We start from the raw sequence: 20,158 nt of genomic DNA, 5'->3' as shown, positions 1-20,158 counted from the left end.
CTGCGGATAATCCATAGAAACCATGCTGAAATCATCTGCTGTCAATCCAAAATGTTCCATATACTTAATAGCCTGATAGTGGGCTGTTGTTGCCAGAGGCCCTAAAATGGAAGCTCCTTTTAATGTTTCCGCACTTCCAATAATTCCATCCTCATCAGCGCCTGCTTTAGCTATGTCACTATCTTCCCTTACATAAATGGATTCGCCGCCAGTTGTGATAACACCGTCGCCAATATACGTGTACATTCCTGTTCCAAGGGCATAAATAGAAGCCATTCCACTGACAGCCACATCCAGTTCTCCTGCTGCCATTGCTTCGTTGATCGGTGCACCAGTTGCAAAAATCTCAAGATCTACATCTAAGCCCGCATCCTCAAAATATCCCTTTTCCTGAGCCCAATGTACCGGAAGGCCAAGTGCATTTGCCATTGTTCCAACAATCAATTTCTCTCCAGAACCTTTCAGTTCATCTGCGCTTACCGGAACAGCCATTGTTCCTGCAAGCATGCAAGTTGCTACTACTAATGCCACTCTTCGCTTCATGTAAAAACCTCCTGTTATTCTTTTTTACTGTCTTCTTTTGCTTTTGAATACGTATTCATTTGATGTTTTATTTATACCATAAATAATAATTATTGTCAATAAGTTTCCTTTTATGTTCTGTTTTTTTGGTTATATATAACATTTTGATCTTTCTTATTTTTTGTAGAATCTGCATATTTCTTTATTATTTTTGTTTGCATTATATTCTTTTTTATGCATCTTGTACATTTTGATTCAGGCAGCCAAAATCTATAATCCATAAAAAAAGCAGGTTCCAAAGAACCCGCTTCTAATCAAATTGTTGTATCCCGGATTTCCAAATGTGGCTTGATCCATTCATGGGCACTCTATACCCTCTCCACTGATCAGTTTCAACAGAAGTCTGCATGCCTTACTCACCATAGTGTCAACTTCAACATGTACTGTACTCAATCGTAGGTATCAACACAGACTGACAACGGTACATCATCCATCCCCAATACCTGAACCTGCTCCGGAATTTTTACATTTAGATTCCTCAGAGCCTGTACAACACCAAGCCCTACAATATCACTATAAGTAAAAATAGCTGTCTTTTCTTTTGTAAACTCCTCTATATTCTTAGCGATACACTCATATGCACTGCCGATTCCGATTTTACAATTAAAGATATCCTTTTCTTCCAAAATGTATCCGCATTCTTCTAAACCATCACGATATCCGTCCATACGTCTCTTCGCATCTGATTTTTCATCACTTACTGTTATATGGATTTTTCTGTATTCAGGAAATCCACCATAATATTTTCCTGCAATATAGCCTCCATAATAACTGTCTGAAAAAAAATAATTCAGGTTTTCACGTATCTCATCCCGCCTGCATTCATCATAAATACACATGGAACCTTCTGAATTCCTCTATAAGTTCGATTTCATTATCAGACAGCTCCATTCTTAATACAAGAAATCCATCTACTTTCTTCTTACGGACAATTCTCTCAAAGCTGGAAAAATCATCCGCATCACGATCATAATAAATAACCATAATATCATAATCAAAATGGCTTAATTCCTTCTGGATCTCATCATAAACATAGGCAAGCATACTATTTTCAGTCATACCCACAAAATGCTTTGGAAACATAATTCCTATTGTCCCTGTTTTACTTGTCCTCAAGCTTTGCGCCTGACTGTTAAGCTGAAAATTGTACTCCCTTGCCTTACGCAGAATGTACTCTTTTTTCTCCTGAGTCACCAGATCACTGTTATTTAATGCTCTTGAGACCGTTGACTGCGACACGCCAATCAACTTGGCAAAATCTCTTGACGTCATTCCTTTTTTATCCATTCCATTCCCCCAAATAACACATTACATTCAAGTCGAGCCTTTTTATTTGTAATTATAACCAAATTTTCAGCTATTATCAATATTATTTTTGACAAAACATTCAATCAAACATCCCATTGCCAGACCGGCTGTTTTTGGGTGTAGAGTATGTATTAGATGGAGAGTTTACAAATTTCACCCCTATTGGTGAAGTGCAGCCTCCAGATTACTAATACATCTGAAATAATTAAGGAGAAACATATGGAACAGCCAAAGATTCTTGTAGTGGGAAGTATCAATATGGACCTTTTTGTAAAAGGTGCCCACCGCATTCCCTCCTATGGTGAAACCATCCGATGCGGTGAATACGGTTTTGCTTCCGGTGGGAAAGGTTCCAACCAGGCCTTTGCAGTTGCCCGTCTAGGCGGTGCTGCTACTTTTGTAGGCCGCATTGGAGATGATGATTATGGAAAAAAAGTAACCGCATCCCTGGGAAATGCTGGCGTTAATACTGACTATCTGGTAGTTGATCCGGACACCCAGACCGGACTTGCTTTGCATGCCCATTGAGCCAGGTACCGGACGCAGACGTCTGTTATGTTGCCATGGGTGGAAATGACCGTCTTTGTCCGGAAGACGTAAAAAAAGCCATGGACGCCACAGGCTTTTGCCATATGGTTCTTATGCAGCTTGAAATGCCTCTGGAAACCATCTATGGCACCATAGAACTGGCAAAAGAACATCATATTCCGGTATTTCTGGATGCAGGTCCTGCCATAGATATTTCCCTGGAACGGCTGAAAGGTCTTTTTATTATTTCTCCTAACGAAGCCGAAACCTTTGGCCTTACCTGGATCTGTCCAGACACAGATGCAGATGCTTTCAAAGCTGCCCGGCTGCTTTATGAAAAAGACTGCTCCCACATATGCTGACTCTGAAGTGAGGTGACAGGGGGATTCTTCTTTATGATGGAAAAGAATCCCTCCGGGTCCCCTGTTTTAAAGTTGATGCTGTTGACTCCACCGCAGCAGGAGACACATTCGGCGCTGCACTTGCCATCTCCCTTTGTAAAGGGCTTTCCATGATGGATGCGATCCGCTATGCCCAGGCAGCTGCAGGGATCTGCGTATCCAGGACAGGTGCCCAGAGTTCTATCCCCACTCCGGAAGAAATCTGCCGGTTCTTAGATTCCCATCCAAATCTGAATTAGTCCCATCCTCCCGGAGTGTTTATTATGTAGTCAGAGCATTACGGCGTAGTCATAAAAAAGCGTGCATCCTGTGGTTGATAATGCCACACAAATGCACGCTTTTTTTATGTAAGTCCTGTAAACATACAGGCTGAAATCATTTAATTGTCAGATCAAGGCAAAGCTTAGTTCTTTCAATATTACCCATTCCAATGTACAGGGTCTCGCCTTTTTTCAGCTTAACAGATGCTGTCCTGGATGGAAGGAATGTGTTTGCTGTGATCTTCTTAGTATATCTCTTGCTGATGGACCAGCTGTATGCAGAACAGATATACATTACATCTGTTTTCTTTTTGTTCAGCTTAATGGTCACACGGTCAAGACCATAATAGTCGTTTTTGTACAGGCTGCTGTGAGCTGCAAGAATATCGCTGGCAGAGCTTCTTCCGCTTTTACGAAGATTTCCAAGTGTGATCTTGTAAGTCTTTGTTGCAGGTGCTTTAAATTTCACATAGCTGTATGTGGAGTTTTTCTTGGTTGCCTTTGGAAGTGTTACAACTGTCTTGCCCTTTTTCACTGCTTTTGCTTTTGTTTCCTTTGTAACAGCTGTCACCTTTGCTGCTGCGCTTGCTTCCATGGGAAGTGCCAGTACCATGACCATTGCCAGAAGCAGTGCAAATACTTTTGTAAATTTTCTCTTTTTCATTTCTGTTGTCTGAGCCAAAGCTCTCTCCTTGTGTTATTTGCAGTTTTCCTGCAAATATACATTATCATGCTTTGTTCGTTTTGTCCATATTTTTCCAAATTTCTGTAATCATCATATATTTCTATATTTTTTTTAACTTTCCCTAATCGTGGCGTTTTTCCGAATCTCTGTGATCGTAGCATTTCCGGAAATTTCACTTTCCAGTCCATAAACCACATTGCTTAAGGTGTACTGCCCCTGATTTACAAAAATCTCGATCAAATTTGGCTCCACAAAAATATCCAGTTGTGCTTTCTCTCCAACATAAGGCGTACTGCTTTTTGTTCTGTATCTGGAATCCTCTACAAAGACATTCTGCCGGTCAGTGCAAATGCATCCCTGTTTCATTTCCAGATCAAAACCTCCAATAGAAAGGCTTTCTCCCTCTTTCATGTCTGCTTTTATGTACAGTGCACTGCCTTCTTTTAGTACCTTTTCTGCTGATTCTGCTTCCTGAAAATACTTCCATACCTCCGGATGTACATAAAACAGATCTTTTCATTCTGGATCCTTATCTCTCTTGGAAGGCACATCATCCCGTTCCATGGCTGCCCATCCGGTCCATTCACTGGCTCTGGCATACGCATCCAGGCGATCATCACCCTTCTGCCTTCTTTATCAACATTGGATTGTGGTGCATACAGATCTCCACCGTAATCTACATACTCATACTTATCAGCAACGGTAAGCTTTCCTGTTCCAGGATCAAAATCAGCAAACGCACACACAGAATGATTGGCGTACTCCTTGCCATCCTCCTGGATTCCCATAGGCGAACCAATAAACACTCTTTTTCCGTCAATCTGAAACAGATCCGGACATTCCATGGTATGTCCATAATGAGCATTAGTACACTGGGACAGATACTTCCAGGACAATCCGTCTTCACTTGAAAACAGCACCAGCCGTCCAGCCTGATGATTCTCAGTGCTTCCCAGGATCATATAATATCTGCCATTTTCTTCCCATACTTTCGGATCTCTGGTGTCAGCAGAATCTGCAATTTTCGGATCACGGATCACTGGAATGATCTGTTTTTTGTCCTTCCAGTTATCGAAATGAAAACCGTCCTCAGATATGATCATACTCTGACTTGTCTCAATTACTCCTTCTGCCTGATGAATATTCCCGGACTGTTCTTTCAGATAGCGAACTGCGGAATAGTATAAAAACAATTTTCCATCTTTTTCCAGGGCGCTTCCGGAAAAAATGCCGTTTCTGTCATAATCCTTGGTAGGAAAAAGTGCCACGCCCAGATGTTTCCAGGTAACAAGATCATCGCTGACTGCATGTCCCCAGTGCATGGTGCCCCATACAGGTGCATATGGGAAATACTGGTAAAACAGATGATACTGACCATTATAATAGATAAATCCGTTTGGATCATTGATCCAGTTTCCCGGAGCTTTTAAATGCAAAATATTCTCTTTCAAAGTCCCACTCCTCCTGTTTTATTTCACAGCACCTGCCACAACACCATTGATGATCTGCTTCTGCAATGCGATATACAGGATCAGCAGTGGAACCACACATAACAGAAGACCTGCCATGATCGTGCCATAATCAGCAGAATACGTACCATAGAAGCTATATGTGGATAAAGGTAATGTTAAAAGCTTTTTGTCTGTTAAAACCAGCGACGGAAGCAGGAAATCGTTCCAGAACGCAAGGGCATTCAAAATCAATGTGGTAGACATGATCGGTTTCAGCAATGGGAACACGATCTTGAAAAATGTCTGTGTATGGGTACATCCGTCAAGATATGCTGCCTCCTCCAATGCAATTGGTACACTGCCCCTTATAAAACCATGGAACATAAACACTGTCATGGACATGGAAAATCCTACATGCATAAAGATCAGGGTAAGCCTGTGATTCAGCAGATTCAGCGTTCCTCCGTAAATGCTTACCAATGGGATCATGATGGCCTGGAACGGAATGATCATGGAGGCAACCATAAGTGCAAAAATGATCCTGGTCAGCATATTGTTATTCCGCACAATAAAATATGCCAGCATAGCAGCCAGAATAGTAACGATTGCTGTTGCAGATACGGTAATGATCAGAGAATTCTTGATGGCATTCAGGAAATCCATCTGATTAAATGCTTTCACAAAATTATCGAAGGAAAGGCCTTTCACTGTAAAAAGCCAGGAAAATGGACTTTTAATAATATCTCTTTTCTGCTTCAGAGAATTGATCACAACCATCAGAAATGGAAACATATAAGCGATAAAAATAAGGATCATCCCTGCCATTGCAAAGGTTCTTACTGATTTTTTCTGAACTCCTGATGAACTGTTCATTATGCAGCTACCTCCTTTTTCTTAGTGATATAAACCTGGATTCCACTGATGCATGCAACGATCAGGAACAATACAATAGCTTCTGCCTGGCCTGTACCAAATTGTCTGGATGTGAAAGCTTTTTCATATACATGCATGGCTGCCATTTCAGTGGAACCATAAGGTGCTCCGCCTGTAAGAGAAAGGTTCACATCATAAACCATAAACGCCCTTGAAAGCGTCAGGAAAAGACAGATGGTAATGGATGGCATCATCAGCGGAAGAATGATATTTTTCATTTTTTTCCATCCGGAAGCTCCATCAATGCCGGCTGCTTCCATAACTTCTGTATCCAGTCCGGTAAATCCTGCCACATAGATCAAAATCATATATCCGGACAGCTGCCATACGGTTACAAGCACCATAGCTGCAAACGCTGTATTCGGCTTTGACAGCCAGGAGATTTCAAAAAGATTCCAGCCTGTGGCTTCTCCAATACTTACAAATACTCTTGAAAATACAAACTGCCAGATATATCCAAGAACAATTCCACCGATCAGATTGGGGGTAAAGAAACCAGTTCTGAAAAAATTCTGCCCTTTAAAGCCTCTGGTCAGCAGGTATGCGATCAAAAATGCCAGTACATTTACCAGCACTACTACAGCGATCACATACTTAAAAGTAAGTAAAAGGGAGCTCCAGAACTGAACATCCTTTGCCATGGCAGCAAAATTCTTCAGACCTACAAAATTCTTTACAGACGCCACTCCGTTCCAATCAGTCAATGTTAAATAAACACCATATAAAAACGGTATGATCACTACTGCCAGGAAACAAAACAAACCTGGTAGTGCAAATATGCAAAAATCTTTACCTTTCCTTTTTGTATTCATGGTTTTCCTCCTTTTACTGCTCATCCCAATAGTTCTGAATTGCATCCATAAGTTCTTCCCTGTCACATCTGTCAGCCAGATATTTCTGCATAGCCGCACCAAGCACAGACCAGTGATCGTTCGGAACAACTGCTGCTGCATTATAAGTCTGGTCAGTCTGTACTTTTTCAAAAATATCACGGCTCAGAGGATCCAGCGGCTCATTTGGATTGTTCTTAAATGCCGGGATCAGATTACAGGTTTTGACAAGCATCTGCTGTCCGATCTCAGAAAATACGATCCAGTTCAGAAATTCTTTTGCAGCATCCTGCTGCTCCTTTGACGCCTGCTGACCATCCAGCATTACCTGCTTTGAGGGTGCAGCCTGTATCTTTGTATTGACAAAATCATCAGGATCATTATTCAGGAAATATGGCAGAAAGCCATACTCATCATCACTTTTGGCGCCAGCCTCCTGCATATTAGGCCATGCCCAGTTACCATTAAACCAGAATGCTGTTTTTCCATCCACCAGATCAATGGCCATCTCATCATAATCTGCACCAAGGGGATCTCCCTGTGCCACATTATATTCTTTCAGTACATCAAACAGATCCAGAAGCTGGAATACACGTTGGTAATCCTTTACCTTCAGCTGTCCGTTTTCCAGGTCTTCTACTGCCTTTGCAGCACCGTCTGAAGTTCCATCATATGTTTCATACAGGTACTGAAGATGATGGGCTCCTAAAGACCAGTCTTCCTTTGCAAGAGATACCGGTTTTTCCATTCCGGCATCCCGCATTTCATTCAAAAGTGCTTTAAAACCGTCCAGTGTATTGATCTCATCTGGGTTAAAATCTCTTCCCAAAGTTTCTTCAATCACTTTTTTGTTATAAATAATACCTTTTCCCTCAACGCACAGGGGCAGGCTATAAATATGTCCATGGATCTCTGTGGCATAATTCCCAGCTTCCTTTACCCAGTCTTCCTCGTCCAGCACCAGTGCTTTTTCATCTGCCAGAGCCTTAACGTCCGTAGTATCCAGGATCGCCATAGTAGGTGCATTTCCTGAATTGTACATGCTTACAACCTTGGTATAAGGAGAATCGCCCTCTGTCACCGGCATAACCTCAATGTGCACCCCTGCTTTTTCTTCAAAGATCTTACTCATTTTCTCCAGGGCAACCTGGATCTCCGCCTTGGAATTCAGAAGTGTGATCTTCGTTCCCTGCAGGCTTTCATCATATGCAAAAGTATCCACAGATGTATCAATGGGTTCCTCTTTTACTGTATCATTTTCATCATCCGGATCACTGGCAAATCCGAACCTGCATCCCGATAAGGATGTAACTGCAATCACTGTGCTTAAACCAATTGCTGCAGTTCTTTTCCATTGCCTAAGCTTCATCATACATTCCTCCTGTACTTTCCCGTTCTTCGCTTCCAACTCTTCTTAAGTAACCGGTTACGTAACCGGTTACTTTATGTTTCATATCCTACCCGTATACACCACAAAAGTCAATATACATCTTTATTTTCGTGAATATTGAACTATTTTCATTTTTCATTTTTGTGCGTCTTGCATAACCGGTTACTTTCCTTTATGTAACCGGTTACTTATGGTTGTATAATTCGATTTTGTTTGCTATACTACAACCATAAGAAAATAGCAGTTACGAAAAAAGGAACAATTATGGGTAAAAAAAAGAACGTCACCTTCAGTGACATTGCCAAATTTACAAACTTTTCCAAGACAACAATTTCAAGATATTTCAATGATCCTGATTCCCTTACCCCGGAAAACCAGCAGATCATATCGGATGCACTGGTTAAACTGAATTACCAGGAAAATAAAGTGGCCCGGATCCTTGCCAATGGAAAGACCGAATTTATCAGAGGTTGTCATCATCCCTAACTTATATCTGCATTATTATTCAGAGATGCTGAATCAGATCCTTTGTACCTATGAACAGTACGGATACAAATTTCTGGTATTTATCGGTAATGAAAATGAAAATACAGAACGTCAATATATTCAGGAACTTATCGCTTACCAGATTGAAGGACTGATCGTCCTCAGCCACACCATTCCTTCCAAAGAGCTTGCAGATCTGAAAATCCCTATTGTGACAATTGAACGGGAAGATCTGTATATTTCCAGTGTAAATACGGATAATTATTCAGGTGCCAGACAGGCTGTCCAGCTACTTGCCAGCCATCATTGTGTGAGGTCATGCTTCACATTAATAGTCCCACAAAGGAAAATATTCCAGCATACGGACGTATTTCAGGTTTTCTTGATTATTGTCGGGAAAACCAGCTTCCTCATGAAATGTTTATTGAGGATCTGGGAATCAATGATGAGGATCTCCATCAGAAATTCACCTGTATCCTGGATCAGATCCAGATGAAATATCCAAACAAGAAAAAAGGCATATTCATATCCAACGATACTTATGCCAATGTTCTTCTTAATCTTCTGATCCGCAGGTATGGAAAGCTGCCTGATGATTTTTATCTGGTAGGCTTTGATAATTCCCCTATTTCCCGCCAGGCAGTGATTCCCATCAGTACTGTAGGACAGCAGATCAACAAGATTGCCCAGGAATCCATGAAGCTTCTGGTAGGACTTATGGACTCCCAGAAAAAGCGCAATCCTGCCCCTTATCTGTCAGCCTGTCCATGAAACCATTCCCCCTCTTCTGATTCCAAGGGATACTACAGAAAAGAATATTTTTTAGCGAAGAAAGACCATGGCAACCGTTCCTGCAGTAAGCAGGAACAGTCCAAGGGCTTCTTTTTTATTCAGCTTTTCTCCAAATACAAAGTAAGAAAATGCAACTGTAACAAGCACACTCAGCTTATCTACCGGTGCTACTACACTGGCAGGTCCCAGCTGCAGTGCCTGGTAATAACAAAGCCAGGATGCCCCAGTAGCAAGCCCTGAACAGCAGATAAACATTCCTTCTTTTCTAGATATATTTTTTATCTCTTTTCCTTTTCCGGTAACAAATACCATCACCCAGGCCATTACCAGTACCACCGTAGTACGGATGGCTGTCCCAAGATTTGACTCCACTCCATTGATCCCAATCTTACCAAGAATGGATGTAAGGCTGGCAAATACAGCAGATCCGCAGGCGTACCAAAACCAGCCGATGCCATTCTTTTCTATCTCTTCACCAGTATCCTTTTTCTGGATCATCAGATATATCCCTGCAGTGATCACAGAATGGCTGCTGCTTTTCCCAGGACGAAGCCCTTCGTGGAAGAAGATCAGTGCCAGAATAATAGTCAGCACTGTACTTGATTTATCCACAGACACTACTTTATTAACATCGCCGATCTGAAGTGCCTTGAAATAGCACAGCCAAGATGCTCCGGTGGCAAGCCCTGACAAAATCAGGAAAAGAAGAGTTTTACTGCTGATCCCAGGGATCTGATCCTGGGATCCTGCCAGAAATACCATCCCCCAGGCAAAGATCAGTACCACTATGGTGCGTACTGCTGTTGCCACTGTAGAATCCGTTTTTTTGATCCCACATTTTGCAAAAATAGATGTTACACCTGCAAAAAATGCAGATCCTGCTGCATATAAAAGCCACATACAAATCCCTTCTCTCAAGTAAATTTATTACGTCAACAACTCAAATGTATGGTACAGATCCATTCTTCCATACCCCCACTCTCTGTTTGGGTATGGATAATTTTCCTCACGTCTGGCGCCTCGCTGAAGATAATTTTTCACACTGGTTCCTGTAAAATAAGGCTGGTTTTTGCGGATAATGGCCCACTCAAACATAAGAGCTGCAACGCCTGCTGTCTGGGCAGCTGCCAGAGCTGGTGCCGGAGGCTTCCCCATAGGTACCGTTAAGAAGGGGCACACGTATACCCACTCCCAGGTGCTGCCAGCTGTGGCACAACCATTCCATTGGGCATAAATCCCCGGCTTGCATAGAGATAAATACTGTTATCCCGATATTGATATGCTGTTACTGTCATACTTTCCATAGAATCTCCAGGTGAGGTAACCGTTGTATAAGGAGACGGCTCCAGGAAATAGGTTTCATCGGAGATCAGCCCTTCCACAGGCAGCCAAATATGAAAATTAATATTATGATTTTCCCTCTCACGCACAAAAATCTTCCAGATTCCGGAAGCTGGACTTACAAACCTAAAAAATACCAGGGTATTCCCAGTCTGGCGCTCAATCGCTACATAATTCACAGAGATCTTTGTTTCCACAAAAACAAAAGACAATTCCTGGGTAACTGTCCCCAGAAAGGAACTTATTTCCAGGTTTTCTCCAGTAGGCGACTGTATGGAAAGATTGTATATTTCCGGTGGTTCTCCCCAGAATTCCATTGTAAATCCTTTTTCCCCCAGGTCCTACCCGCAGTTCTGCTACAGACTCTCCTCTCCGATCTCCCAAAGTACCGGCAAAGTGATGTCTGGACGCCCCCTCATTTCCTGCTGCTACAGATACAGATACCTGTGCAAAACCGGCCAAGTAATCCACATACTGGCTTAAAGGACTTTTTCCCAGATGTGCTCCCTGACTGGTACCAAGACCCAGACAGATGGAAAGGGGCATGCCTAGTGCACGGGCACATTTCATTGCAAAAGCCATCCCCATCATAATATCATCTTCCTGAAACACGTCCTCAGCCTGAGACATCTGATAAAAATCTTTAATATATTTCTTGGCATGTTTAAGCTTTATCACGATTAAAGAAGTTTCCGGTGCAGCCCCTGAAAAATCCTCCTCAGGTACAAGATTCCCAGCAGCCACTGCTGCCAGCATGGTTCCATGTCCATTAGTATCTACAGAAGGAACTGCCTCAAGAGGCTTCTCCTGCTCCAGGGCATGGTCAATATCCTGTTTCATATAAACCTTTCCATAAGGAGCCATCCCGTCTCCGTCTCCCATAAGGGACTGATCCCAGATACAGGCGATCCTGGTGCCTGAAGGTGATGAAAAAACAGGATTCTGATAATCGATCCCTGAATCGATCACCGCTACTGCAGTCCCCTTTCCTTTAAGCCCCAGATAAGGATGATTATGAAGCCTGGTAATACCAGATGCCCCCAGCGCATTCAGATCCATATAAGTATAACACTTAGGAATTGAATTGTAAGAATCACTGTTTATTTCCAACGGAGAAAGCTGCGCCAGCGGCACATATAGTATTCCGTACACCTCACTAACAGGATACAGGCTTGCTCCCGGTATCTCTTCAAGAGGACTTGGCATATTCTGTACATACTTTACAATAAAATTTCCATACTCTTCACTTTGTGCAGGTACCACTGACTGCTGTTCCTGCAAAGGAATTTCCTGATTCAGTTCCTCCTGCGAAAAGAACATAAGCATAACCTCACCCAACTACGAATCATTGGTTAAGCTTATGCCTATCGCTTCTGTTTTATTCTATTTGAAAGATTCAGATCCGCATATCAACCGTTTTCTTACGTACAGCTCCGTATAAAAACAACAGGAGCCCTGCACAAAACGTAAAAATCGAAATAAACTGAGAGGTAGATAAAATACCTACATTTCCCCTTTCCAGATCTCCTCTGTAAAATTCCAGGATAAAACGTCCCACACTGTAAAGGATCAGATACAGACCTGCCACCTGGCCTTTCCCTTTCAAATGCTTTGCCGCCAGAATCAATACGAAATAATGGGCAAAATCAAGAACACTGGCATAAATCTGAGTTGGAACCAGGGGCACATGGTTAGGGGCAAAATCAGAATTAGTAAAAGTGATCGCCAAATGGGAAGCTGTTTCTTTTCCATAGCAGCAGCCGGCCAAAAGGCATCCCAGTCTTCCAAATCCCTGCGCCAATGCAACCGAAGGGATCAACAGATCAAAGTATCTAAGAAAATCCATCTTCTTAATATGGCAGTAAATATATGCTGTCAGTATTCCTCCCAGGATCCCTCCCAGCACCACAAACCCATCAGTCAGACTGTCAAGCAAAAATCCAGGATCCTTAAGAATCGTTCTCCATTCAGTGAGCCAATAAAGTATCTTTGCACCTACGAAGCCGCCAGCCACACACCAGAGCACAATATAGAATACCTGGTTATACTCCATTTTTTTCTTTTTAGCACGGTACTCTCCTGTAAAATAGGCGGCAAGTATCCCTATAGCGATCATCAGGCCATAGCCATATACAGTAAAAGGTCCAATGGTCAGCAATTCATTTTTCATAATCAAATCCTTTCAAGACTTCAAGTAACTCATGATTAGCAAGATCGTGTCCGGCCGGACTGCCCTCGTCTCCGTTTTCAGGCTCCCATTCCCCGCACACATCAGCAGCCTGTAAAGGAAGCTTTCTTGCTTTCAGAAAACTTTGTAATTCCTCCAGACAGCTTTTTAGTTCTGTCAAAGACATATCTCCCTGACTCCAGGTTGTTTTTACCTCCTGCTCATTCAGTACATCCTTATCCACAGACAAATACACGGGCGAAAACTTCCCTGCTTTTTTCTCATACTCTGAAAGCATCTCTAAAAAAGAAGCTGCCACACCGGAACTGCTGTCAGTTTGCCGGGCAGCTTGCAGGTCTTCCCTGCTTAAAAATGTGACACGTTCCTTATACGTCTGCTGCACCTGGTCAAATGCCGGCTGATCCGGACCCACAAGAAACACATGATCCAGCAATTTTACAGATTCCAGTGCATCTGCGATCCATCCGCCGCAGGACAAAAGACCTCCAAAAGCAGGGGGCTGCATATCTGTATGATTATCAAATACAAGCAGAGAAAACGGGCTCTTAGCCTTATCCATCCAGATCCTGGTCATATAATGATAATTGCCGGAATCAATAAAATGTATCCCTGAAAGTGCAAATTCTCTGATCTTTTCCCTGATCGCCCAGACTGCCGGTTCATCACAATAGCAGTTGGTGCCGGAAAGATCCTCCAGCCGGATCCATGTGACTTGTTCCTCTCTCCAGAAATCCTGCTCTTCATATGTCCCTGACAGATTCATCAGAAGGATTCCGGAGTCTCTTTCTTTTTCCATAAATCAGTTCTGTTCCTGTTCTTCCGGATGATCGTCTTCCGGGTTCTCTTCTTTTGTATCCGCTTCGGAAGGCTCCTGGGTGTCCTCTACTGTTACATCCTCTGGAGGAATCACCTCTGTACTTACAGCAGCAGCTCTGGAATTCCACTCTGGAATGATTTCTTTCTCTTCTGCTGCCTCTTCTGCCTTTATATCCGGTTCTTTTTCGGTTTGTTCCTCAAAAGCTTCGTCTGCTGCGGTCTGTACTTCCCCTGACAGTCCTTTTTTCAACATGACAAAGGATACCACATCCAGAACACCATCCACCAGAAAGGCCCATCCGGCAAACATCAGCATTCCATTAATGCTCTGGAAATTATACATCATCAGAAATACACCCAGCCCCACAAATACAAGGCTTTCAATGAAAAGGAATTTCCACGTTTCCTGTGTTCTTTTTTTTCAGCTTCATGCCACCACGAAGAGTCCAGATACTATCCACCAGTACCAGTGCTCCCAGCATCAGCGGAAGAAGCTTTACTACGATCTGAGGATTTGTAAAAAGAAACAGGCCGATACACAAATACGATCACACCTGAAAACAGATCCAGGATCGTAGCCTTATCTTTTTCTGCTGCAAAAAGGAAAATATGGTACAGACCTGCTCCGATCAATACCAGTCCAAATACTACCTTACATAACAGATTCACTGTACCTACAGGCATAAATACAAGACAGATCCCGAACAGGATATAAAAAACAGATGTTACGATCTGTCCCTTTAATAACTTGCTTAATTTTTCGCTCATGGCACATACCTCCTTGATGTATTTTAGTATACCTCTTTTGCCTTTTCTCGTCCATAGTCATTCCCCTCCTGTTTGTGCAATTTGTGCAGGATTATTTATCTTTAAAAACTTAAATTTGGAGGTGCAAAAACTTTGTTTACACTTGAAGTTTTCCACTGTGGTATTATAATGAAAAAGTCGAATTATCTCGAAGATCAAAATCTGATTATATTCCATTATGTATGATTTGATTATATTCCATTATGATTTAGGAAGGATTTACCATTTTGAAAAAACAAATAAACCATTCACGAATTGTTTTGACGGTTATCCCCGTCGCCGTTGTTCTAACAGCCGGGATAGCTTTTTTATTCTCACGTTCTGATAGTGAATCACAGGTATGCCAGCAAAATGTTGCCCGTTTAAAGGAACTTGAAAACACAGATATTTCCTCTGTGGAGCAAGCCATTTCGGATATTCAGGGACAACTGGATGCCAAGGCCGACGCACAGGCCCGCGAGGATATTGTCAATTCTTCCGGTATATTAACCAATGTCCAGATTCGTCAGGCTTTTGCAGGAAGTGTGATCGTAGGCGATTCCATTACACAGGCTATCTCTGAATACGGATACCTGGACACAGACGTGGTTGTCAGCAAAAGAGGCTTGTCTGTTGTAAATGCCCAGGAGCAGTTCAGTACCGCCATCAGTCTGAATCCCAGCCATGTTTTTCTGGCTTTTGGCACCAATGACCTGGAAATCTACAATGGAGATTCTACCGGCTTTATCGATGCCTACAGAGAAAAGGTTCAGATGGTTAAGGATGCTCTCCCAGATGTACCTATTTACATCAACAGCATCCTGCCGATCCAGGATTTTGCCATTGACAGCAATCCGGCCCTTGGCTACTATTCACAGTTCAATCAGGCTTTGTCGGATTTCTGTGATGAAATGGGCTGTACCTTTATTGATAACACCTTCCTTGTGGAGGATTCCAGCATGTACGAGCCGGATGGTGAGCATGTGATCATGGATTATTATCCTAAATGGCTTACTTATATGGCAGAAACGGCAGGTCTTATATGAAAAATAAAAAATCGCTTATCATAAAATCAACAATGGTCATACTTCTGGCAGTATATCTGATCCTGCTTTACCGGGCAGATTATGCCAAGGATGTTTCTATGGACACCATTGCCCAGTCCATGGAAAAATATGACGCCATTACCCAGCTGGGGCAGGAAGACCGGGTGCAGCTTAAGCGCTGTTACCAGATCAACGATACAGATACAGACGGCTATTTCTTTTACAAAGCAGCCTCACCTATGGCTGTTGAAGAAGCCTTCATTGTAAAAGCAAAAGACAAATCACAGGCAGAAAGCTTTCTTACTGCTGCCCAGGATCACCTTTCCAGCCAGAAAAACATTTTCGGAGGATACGGAACTGATCAAATGGCTCTTCTGAACAAGGCCGAGGTAGGTTCCAAGGGAAATTATGTATACTATTTCTGCGGTGAGGATGCATCTTCCTGGCGTCAGGCTTTTCTTGCCCTGATTTAATTATTTGTTCCTGGCCATCTGGATCTGCAGATTGCCTAATTACATTTTATGGAGATTAATCATTATGGTATTCAGCAGCATTTTCTTTATTTTTTGTTTTTTGCCCCCATTCCTGCTTCTCTATTACCTTGTGCCTGAGAAGTTCCGGAATATTCTGCTTTTTATCGGCAGCCTGATCTTTTATGCCTGGGGCGATCCGGTATATGTGGTTCTTATGCTGTTTTCCAGCTTTTTTAATTATTACATGGCACTGGAGATCGATCATCTTGACATGGATCCCAAAGGCCGTAAAAAGAATCTTATTTTTGCAGTCACGATAAACCTTCTGATCCTTGGATTTTTCAAATACTGGGGATTTCTTCTGGATACCTTCAGCACAATCACAGGGATTTCCATTTCACATCCCCAGCTGGCACTGCCTATAGGAATCTCTTTTTATACCTTTAAAAACCTTTCCTATATCCTGGATGTATCAAAGAAAAAAGTAGCACCACAGCGGAATTTCCTTACATATGCAGTTTACAGTACCATGTTTCCGCACATGTCTGCAGGACCGATCGTAAGATATGCGGATATTGAAGGACAGCTTACCAGGCGTTCCATCAGCCTGACCCGGCTGGGACTTGGTGCTGAATATTTTACAAAAGGCCTTGCCAAAAAAGTACTGCTTGCAGATAACCTTTCTGCCATTTATACTTCCATCTTAAGTTCCGGAAGCAATTCTGTACTGACTGCATGGATCGGTATCCTTGCATACACCCTGCAGCTTTATTTTGACTTTTCCGGATATTCGGATATGGCCATCGGACTTGGCAAAATGATGGGCTTTGATTTCCTTTAGAGACTTTGATTATCCTTACATTTCCACCAGCGTTTCAGAATTCTGGCGAAGATGGCACATCTCTCTTGGAAGCTGGTTCCGGGATTATATCTATATCCCTCTTGGAGGCAACCGTTGTGTTAAGTTCCAAAGAATATCCGCAACATTTTTGTTGTATGGGCACTGACCGGTTTATGGCACGGTGCAAGCTGGAATTTTATTTTCTGGGGATTGTATTATGGGCTGTTCCTTCTGCTTGAAAAATTTGTCCTTAAGGATTTCCTGCCAAAGCTTCCCAAATGGGCAGCCAATCTGTATACCATGATCGCTGTTATGATCGGATGGGTATTTTTCAGTCAGACAGATTTTTCTTCCATGGGGCATTACCTGTCAGTTATGTTTGGGTTCGGTGCATCTGCTTTTCTGGACAGAGCCGCTGTTTACTATCTGAAAACTGGCCTGATCCTTTTTGTGATCAGCATCCTGGCCTGCCGTCCAGGTCTGTATCAGTCCTTTAAAAAACTGATCCAGCGAAATGAGAAGGCTGCAGCAGCCGTTAATCTGCTTCTGTTTTTACTGTGTGTTGCCTATATGGTATATAATTCCTATACACCATTCTTATACCAGAAGTTCTAAACCAGAATTTATGAGGTCATAAAATGAAAAAACAAAGAAAAAGATTCAGTTACCAGTATTTCTTCCACATCATGGGGATCCTTTTTGCAATCCTGCTTCTGTTTTTTATGATATTCAGCCTGGTAAAGCCAGACCGTAGTTTTTCCGAAAAAGAAAACCGGGTGCTTTCTCCAGACCCGGCTTTGACTTGTCCCAGATTGCCTCCGGCAATTATGAGACTCAATATGAAACCTATGTAAATGACCAGTTTCCTCTCCGTGATCTGTGGGTCACTATAAAGGCAGCCACAGACCGTGTGCTTGGTGAAAACAGATGGAAACGGTATTTGTTTTGGAAAAAGCGGCTATCTGATGGAAGATTTTACACCACCTTCCAAGGAACAGCTTGACCGTACTCTTAATGCTATGACAACCTTTGCTTCTGACCATCCGGATTTGAAACAATACGTGTTGATTGCTCCAAATGCTGTAAATATACTAAAAGACAAGCTTCCTGCTTCTGCCCCGGTAAAGGATCAGAATCAATATCTGGATGCAGTAAGGGATGCAGTAACTGCTCAGGGCGTTACCTTTATTGATGTACGTGATACGCTGACCAGCCATAAGGACGATGGGATCTATTATCATACCGATCATCACTGGACCACCCAAGGTGCCTATTTTGCATTCCTGCAGGCTGCCGGTGCCATGGATCTTGATTCCTCTTCCATCCCATATGATAAGCTTCCGGTAACTACCCATTTTCCAGGGTACCTTATCTGCAAAAAGTGGTTTTCGATCCAATGAAACAGATGAAATTGATGTGTTCCTTCCAAGAAATGAAGATACACCTGCTTCTGTAGTAAATTATGTATCTCAGCAGAAAAAATCAGCCAGCTTTTATTCCACAGAGCAGCTGGATACCAGGGATAAATATGCCATGTTCTTTGGAGGGAATTTCCCGCAGATCAAGATTTCCACTGCCACAGAAAGTGAGCGTACACTTCTTGTATTAAAGGATTCCTACGCAAACTGCTTTGTTCCGTTCTTAGCACCTTATTACCGGACCATCATCATGGTAGATCCAAAGATACTATTACGGTGATCTTGAAGAATTAATGGAAGTAGAAAATATCCAGGAAGTTTTATATCTTTATAATGCAAATACTCTCTCTCAGTGATACTTCATTGGAACTAGCCTTAACACCACAACAGGGAGCTTAACGCTCCCTGTTTTTTCAGCTGATCGTCTGAAACAGCTTTTCCATATCTGTTTTCATCAAAGTATATGTAGCATTTCCTTTTCCTGTATATTCCGGTGAAATATTAGAATGAATATAACAGGTATCCATGCCAACCTTCTGTGCACCTTTTATGTCGCAGATCTCATCATTTCCGATCATAATACTTTCTTCTGGTTTTAAATCATATTTCTGCAGGAGAAGTCTGAAAAATTCCGGATCTGGTTTCATAACGGAATAATCGGAAGAGATCAGAATCCCTTTCAGATATTTTTCCAATTCCAGAAAAGCCAGTTCATAAGCGGTGAAGAATCTCTGTGCATTGGAAAGAAGGTACAGATTTCCTCCCTGCCGGGCTAATCTGTTCCAAAAAAGCTTTGGAACCCCCGGATACAGGCGGATATATTCGGTAGAAAGTGCACGGAACATCTGTCCTGCATGAACAGCTAGTTCCTCTGATGGCTGTGCCCCTTTTTCTTTAAACAAATCGGCAAATACCAGCTGGATCTGTATTTCCGGGCAGGCCTCATGACCGTCATTTCGCAGCGCTTTTCCCTGTTCTCTGTATTTTTCCAGCCGATGTGTCATAGGTTTTCCCACATTTCTTTCCCCAGGATCTGTACACAGCGCCATAATAGCCGTAAAACGACCGCATCTTTTCCCAAAGTTCCTGGCTATCTTCTTCTGTGTGGATGTCTGCCAAGGTGCCATATAAATCAAAAATATAATTCTTGTATCTCATACTTTGTTACTTAGTTTCCTTATATTTGAGTATCTTTATATTTCAGCTTATTTATATTTCAGCTTCTTTATATTTCAGCATCTTTATTTAACAGCTTCGAATGCTGCATCCCAAAGCTGTCGATCAGATCCTCTACACGCTCAATACCAATGGAAAGACGGATAGTATTTAGGCTTAATACCCTGATCCAGAAGCCTCTTCCTCTGTGCACTGGCTATGAGTAGTAGTTGCAGGATGAATCACGAGAGATTTGTAGTGGCCACGTTGCCGGCGATGGAAGATTGCCAGGTTGTAATAAATTCTGAGCAGTCTTAGCGTCTCCCTTGATCTCAAAGGTAAAGATGGATCCACCGCCATTAGGAAGGTATTTCTTGTATAATTCGTGGCTCGGCTCTGTAGGCAGTGAAGGATGATGCACAGCCTCTACCTGGGGATGTTTAGACAG

Annotated in this window: 30 protein-coding genes and 2 pseudogenes; 12 read left to right on the top strand and 20 right to left on the bottom strand. The window is 42.4% G+C overall.

Annotated elements, in window-relative coordinates; translation table 11 throughout:
- The 3 genes from R1Y93_RS11825 to R1Y93_RS11815 all read right to left on the bottom strand — a co-directional run.
- The coding region (locus R1Y93_RS11825) for an ABC transporter substrate-binding protein (protein WP_500822951.1) at window positions 1-543 on the bottom strand (543 nt) is incomplete at its 3' end.
- A 428-nt stretch (window positions 544-971) separates the two neighbouring features.
- Complete coding sequence (locus R1Y93_RS11820; protein WP_500822950.1) at window positions 972-1,421, bottom strand: substrate-binding domain-containing protein; 450 nt, start codon at window positions 1,419-1,421, stop codon at window positions 972-974.
- On the bottom strand, window positions 1,408-1,869 hold the full coding sequence (locus R1Y93_RS11815) for a LacI family DNA-binding transcriptional regulator (protein WP_500822949.1): 462 nt from the start codon (window positions 1,867-1,869) through the stop codon (window positions 1,408-1,410). The genes R1Y93_RS11820 and R1Y93_RS11815 overlap by 14 nt, the downstream gene beginning before the upstream one ends.
- 240 nt (window positions 1,870-2,109) lie before the next feature.
- Between R1Y93_RS11815 and R1Y93_RS11810 the strand changes: the two genes are divergently transcribed.
- Genes R1Y93_RS11810 through R1Y93_RS11800 form a run of 3 tightly spaced genes read left to right on the top strand, consistent with a single transcriptional unit; the run spans window position 2,110 to window position 3,058 of the window.
- A complete protein-coding gene (locus R1Y93_RS11810; RefSeq protein WP_500822948.1) occupies window positions 2,110-2,418 on the top strand; it encodes a PfkB family carbohydrate kinase in 309 nt (102 codons plus the stop codon).
- Window positions 2,415-2,780 (top strand): carbohydrate kinase family protein, encoded by a 366-nt coding sequence (locus R1Y93_RS11805; protein WP_500822947.1) that lies wholly within the window; start codon window positions 2,415-2,417, stop codon window positions 2,778-2,780. The genes R1Y93_RS11810 and R1Y93_RS11805 overlap by 4 nt, the downstream gene beginning before the upstream one ends.
- A 23-nt stretch (window positions 2,781-2,803) precedes the next feature.
- Window positions 2,804-3,058, top strand: a complete 255-nt coding sequence (locus R1Y93_RS11800) for a PfkB family carbohydrate kinase (protein ID WP_500822954.1) — start codon at window positions 2,804-2,806, stop codon at window positions 3,056-3,058.
- Window positions 3,059-3,194: 136 nt separating this feature from the next.
- Here R1Y93_RS11800 and R1Y93_RS11795 read toward each other — a convergent pair whose 3' ends face one another.
- The 6 genes from R1Y93_RS11795 to R1Y93_RS11770 form a co-directional block, all read right to left on the bottom strand.
- A complete protein-coding gene (locus tag R1Y93_RS11795; RefSeq protein ID WP_500822946.1) occupies window positions 3,195-3,761 on the bottom strand; it encodes a hypothetical protein in 567 nt (188 codons plus the stop codon).
- Window positions 3,762-3,875: 114 nt separating this feature from the next.
- Window positions 3,876-4,175: a GH32 C-terminal domain-containing protein gene (locus R1Y93_RS11790; RefSeq protein WP_500822945.1), complete on the bottom strand. Its 300-nt coding sequence runs from the start codon at window positions 4,173-4,175 to the stop codon at window positions 3,876-3,878.
- Window positions 4,176-4,207: 32 nt separating this feature from the next.
- On the bottom strand, window positions 4,208-5,215 hold the full coding sequence (locus tag R1Y93_RS11785; protein ID WP_500822944.1) for a glycoside hydrolase family 32 protein: 1,008 nt from the start codon (window positions 5,213-5,215) through the stop codon (window positions 4,208-4,210).
- 18 nt (window positions 5,216-5,233) lie between these two features.
- Window positions 5,234-6,088: a carbohydrate ABC transporter permease gene (locus R1Y93_RS11780; RefSeq protein ID WP_500822943.1), complete on the bottom strand. Its 855-nt coding sequence runs from the start codon at window positions 6,086-6,088 to the stop codon at window positions 5,234-5,236.
- Window positions 6,088-6,960: a carbohydrate ABC transporter permease gene (locus tag R1Y93_RS11775; protein ID WP_500822942.1), complete on the bottom strand. Its 873-nt coding sequence runs from the start codon at window positions 6,958-6,960 to the stop codon at window positions 6,088-6,090. The genes R1Y93_RS11780 and R1Y93_RS11775 overlap by 1 nt, the downstream gene beginning before the upstream one ends.
- Window positions 6,961-6,973: 13 nt before the next feature.
- A complete protein-coding gene (locus R1Y93_RS11770; protein ID WP_500822953.1) occupies window positions 6,974-8,347 on the bottom strand; it encodes an ABC transporter substrate-binding protein in 1,374 nt (457 codons plus the stop codon).
- 285 nt (window positions 8,348-8,632) lie between these two features.
- Here R1Y93_RS11770 and R1Y93_RS11765 point away from each other — a divergent pair.
- Window positions 8,633-9,680 (top strand): annotated as a pseudogene (locus tag R1Y93_RS11765) (LacI family DNA-binding transcriptional regulator).
- Here R1Y93_RS11765 and R1Y93_RS11760 read toward each other — a convergent pair.
- The 9 genes from R1Y93_RS11760 to R1Y93_RS11720 form a co-directional block, all read right to left on the bottom strand.
- Complete coding sequence (locus R1Y93_RS11760) at window positions 9,677-10,546, bottom strand: EamA family transporter (protein ID WP_500822941.1); 870 nt, start codon at window positions 10,544-10,546, stop codon at window positions 9,677-9,679. The pseudogene R1Y93_RS11765 and the gene R1Y93_RS11760 overlap by 4 nt on opposite strands.
- 27 nt (window positions 10,547-10,573) lie before the next feature.
- On the bottom strand, window positions 10,574-10,825 hold the full coding sequence (locus R1Y93_RS11755) for a hypothetical protein (RefSeq protein ID WP_500822940.1): 252 nt from the start codon (window positions 10,823-10,825) through the stop codon (window positions 10,574-10,576).
- Complete coding sequence (locus tag R1Y93_RS11750) at window positions 10,810-11,184, bottom strand: hypothetical protein (RefSeq protein WP_500822939.1); 375 nt, start codon at window positions 11,182-11,184, stop codon at window positions 10,810-10,812. The genes R1Y93_RS11755 and R1Y93_RS11750 overlap by 16 nt, the downstream gene beginning before the upstream one ends.
- Window positions 11,147-12,307: a S8 family serine peptidase gene (locus R1Y93_RS11745; protein WP_500822938.1), complete on the bottom strand. Its 1,161-nt coding sequence runs from the start codon at window positions 12,305-12,307 to the stop codon at window positions 11,147-11,149. The genes R1Y93_RS11750 and R1Y93_RS11745 overlap by 38 nt, the downstream gene beginning before the upstream one ends.
- Window positions 12,308-12,383: 76 nt before the next feature.
- On the bottom strand, window positions 12,384-13,157 hold the full coding sequence (locus R1Y93_RS11740; RefSeq protein WP_500822937.1) for a prolipoprotein diacylglyceryl transferase: 774 nt from the start codon (window positions 13,155-13,157) through the stop codon (window positions 12,384-12,386).
- On the bottom strand, window positions 13,147-13,971 hold the full coding sequence (locus R1Y93_RS11735) for an arginase family protein (RefSeq protein ID WP_500822936.1): 825 nt from the start codon (window positions 13,969-13,971) through the stop codon (window positions 13,147-13,149). The genes R1Y93_RS11740 and R1Y93_RS11735 overlap by 11 nt, the downstream gene beginning before the upstream one ends.
- Before the next feature lie 3 nt (window positions 13,972-13,974).
- Window positions 13,975-14,358 (bottom strand): DUF308 domain-containing protein, encoded by a 384-nt coding sequence (locus R1Y93_RS11730; protein WP_500822935.1) that lies wholly within the window; start codon window positions 14,356-14,358, stop codon window positions 13,975-13,977.
- Window positions 14,359-14,371: 13 nt separating this feature from the next.
- Window positions 14,372-14,473 (bottom strand): hypothetical protein, encoded by a 102-nt coding sequence (locus tag R1Y93_RS11725; RefSeq protein WP_500822934.1) that lies wholly within the window; start codon window positions 14,471-14,473, stop codon window positions 14,372-14,374.
- Window positions 14,445-14,759: a DUF308 domain-containing protein gene (locus R1Y93_RS11720; protein WP_500822933.1), complete on the bottom strand. Its 315-nt coding sequence runs from the start codon at window positions 14,757-14,759 to the stop codon at window positions 14,445-14,447. Before R1Y93_RS11720 ends, R1Y93_RS11725 begins: the two co-directional genes overlap by 29 nt.
- A gap of 266 nt (window positions 14,760-15,025) precedes the next feature.
- Here R1Y93_RS11720 and R1Y93_RS11715 point away from each other — a divergent pair, with 266 nt between their 5' ends.
- The 8 genes from R1Y93_RS11715 (at window position 15,026) to R1Y93_RS11680 (ending at window position 18,835) form a co-directional block, all read left to right on the top strand.
- Complete coding sequence (locus R1Y93_RS11715; protein ID WP_500822932.1) at window positions 15,026-15,823, top strand: GDSL-type esterase/lipase family protein; 798 nt, start codon at window positions 15,026-15,028, stop codon at window positions 15,821-15,823.
- The gene (locus R1Y93_RS11710) at window positions 15,820-16,296 is read left to right on the top strand and encodes a DUF4358 domain-containing protein (protein ID WP_500822931.1); all 477 of its coding nucleotides are present in this window, start codon (window positions 15,820-15,822) and stop codon (window positions 16,294-16,296) included. Before R1Y93_RS11715 ends, R1Y93_RS11710 begins: the two co-directional genes overlap by 4 nt.
- Window positions 16,297-16,360: 64 nt before the next feature.
- Window positions 16,361-17,137 (top strand): MBOAT family O-acyltransferase, encoded by a 777-nt coding sequence (locus R1Y93_RS11705; protein ID WP_500822930.1) that lies wholly within the window; start codon window positions 16,361-16,363, stop codon window positions 17,135-17,137.
- Window positions 17,124-17,303, top strand: a complete 180-nt coding sequence (locus R1Y93_RS11700) for an MBOAT family O-acyltransferase (RefSeq protein WP_500822929.1) — start codon at window positions 17,124-17,126, stop codon at window positions 17,301-17,303. The genes R1Y93_RS11705 and R1Y93_RS11700 overlap by 14 nt, the downstream gene beginning before the upstream one ends.
- A gap of 44 nt (window positions 17,304-17,347) precedes the next feature.
- Complete coding sequence (locus R1Y93_RS11695; protein WP_500822928.1) at window positions 17,348-17,752, top strand: hypothetical protein; 405 nt, start codon at window positions 17,348-17,350, stop codon at window positions 17,750-17,752.
- Window positions 17,753-17,775: 23 nt separating this feature from the next.
- Entirely contained in the window at window positions 17,776-17,991 is a 216-nt protein-coding gene (locus tag R1Y93_RS11690; protein WP_500822927.1) for a hypothetical protein, read from the top strand.
- 54 nt (window positions 17,992-18,045) lie between these two features.
- Window positions 18,046-18,537 carry a DHHW family protein gene (locus R1Y93_RS11685; RefSeq protein ID WP_500822926.1) on the top strand — a complete coding sequence of 164 codons (492 nt, stop codon included), beginning with the start codon at window positions 18,046-18,048 and terminating at the stop codon, window positions 18,535-18,537.
- Between the two features lie 16 nt (window positions 18,538-18,553).
- Complete coding sequence (locus R1Y93_RS11680; RefSeq protein WP_500822925.1) at window positions 18,554-18,835, top strand: hypothetical protein; 282 nt, start codon at window positions 18,554-18,556, stop codon at window positions 18,833-18,835.
- Between the two features lie 133 nt (window positions 18,836-18,968).
- On the opposite strand, the gene R1Y93_RS11675 is transcribed toward R1Y93_RS11680, so the two are convergent.
- A complete protein-coding gene (locus R1Y93_RS11675) occupies window positions 18,969-19,682 on the bottom strand; it encodes an HAD family hydrolase (RefSeq protein WP_500822952.1) in 714 nt (237 codons plus the stop codon).
- Between the two features lie 114 nt (window positions 19,683-19,796).
- A pseudogene (locus R1Y93_RS11670) lies at window positions 19,797-20,158 on the bottom strand (PLP-dependent transferase); the annotation flags it as partial.

The organism is Blautia sp. HA3515, from assembly GCF_059933065.1.
Note: the sequence above shows the minus strand (reverse complement) of the source record. Positions and strands in the feature narration are given on the sequence as shown.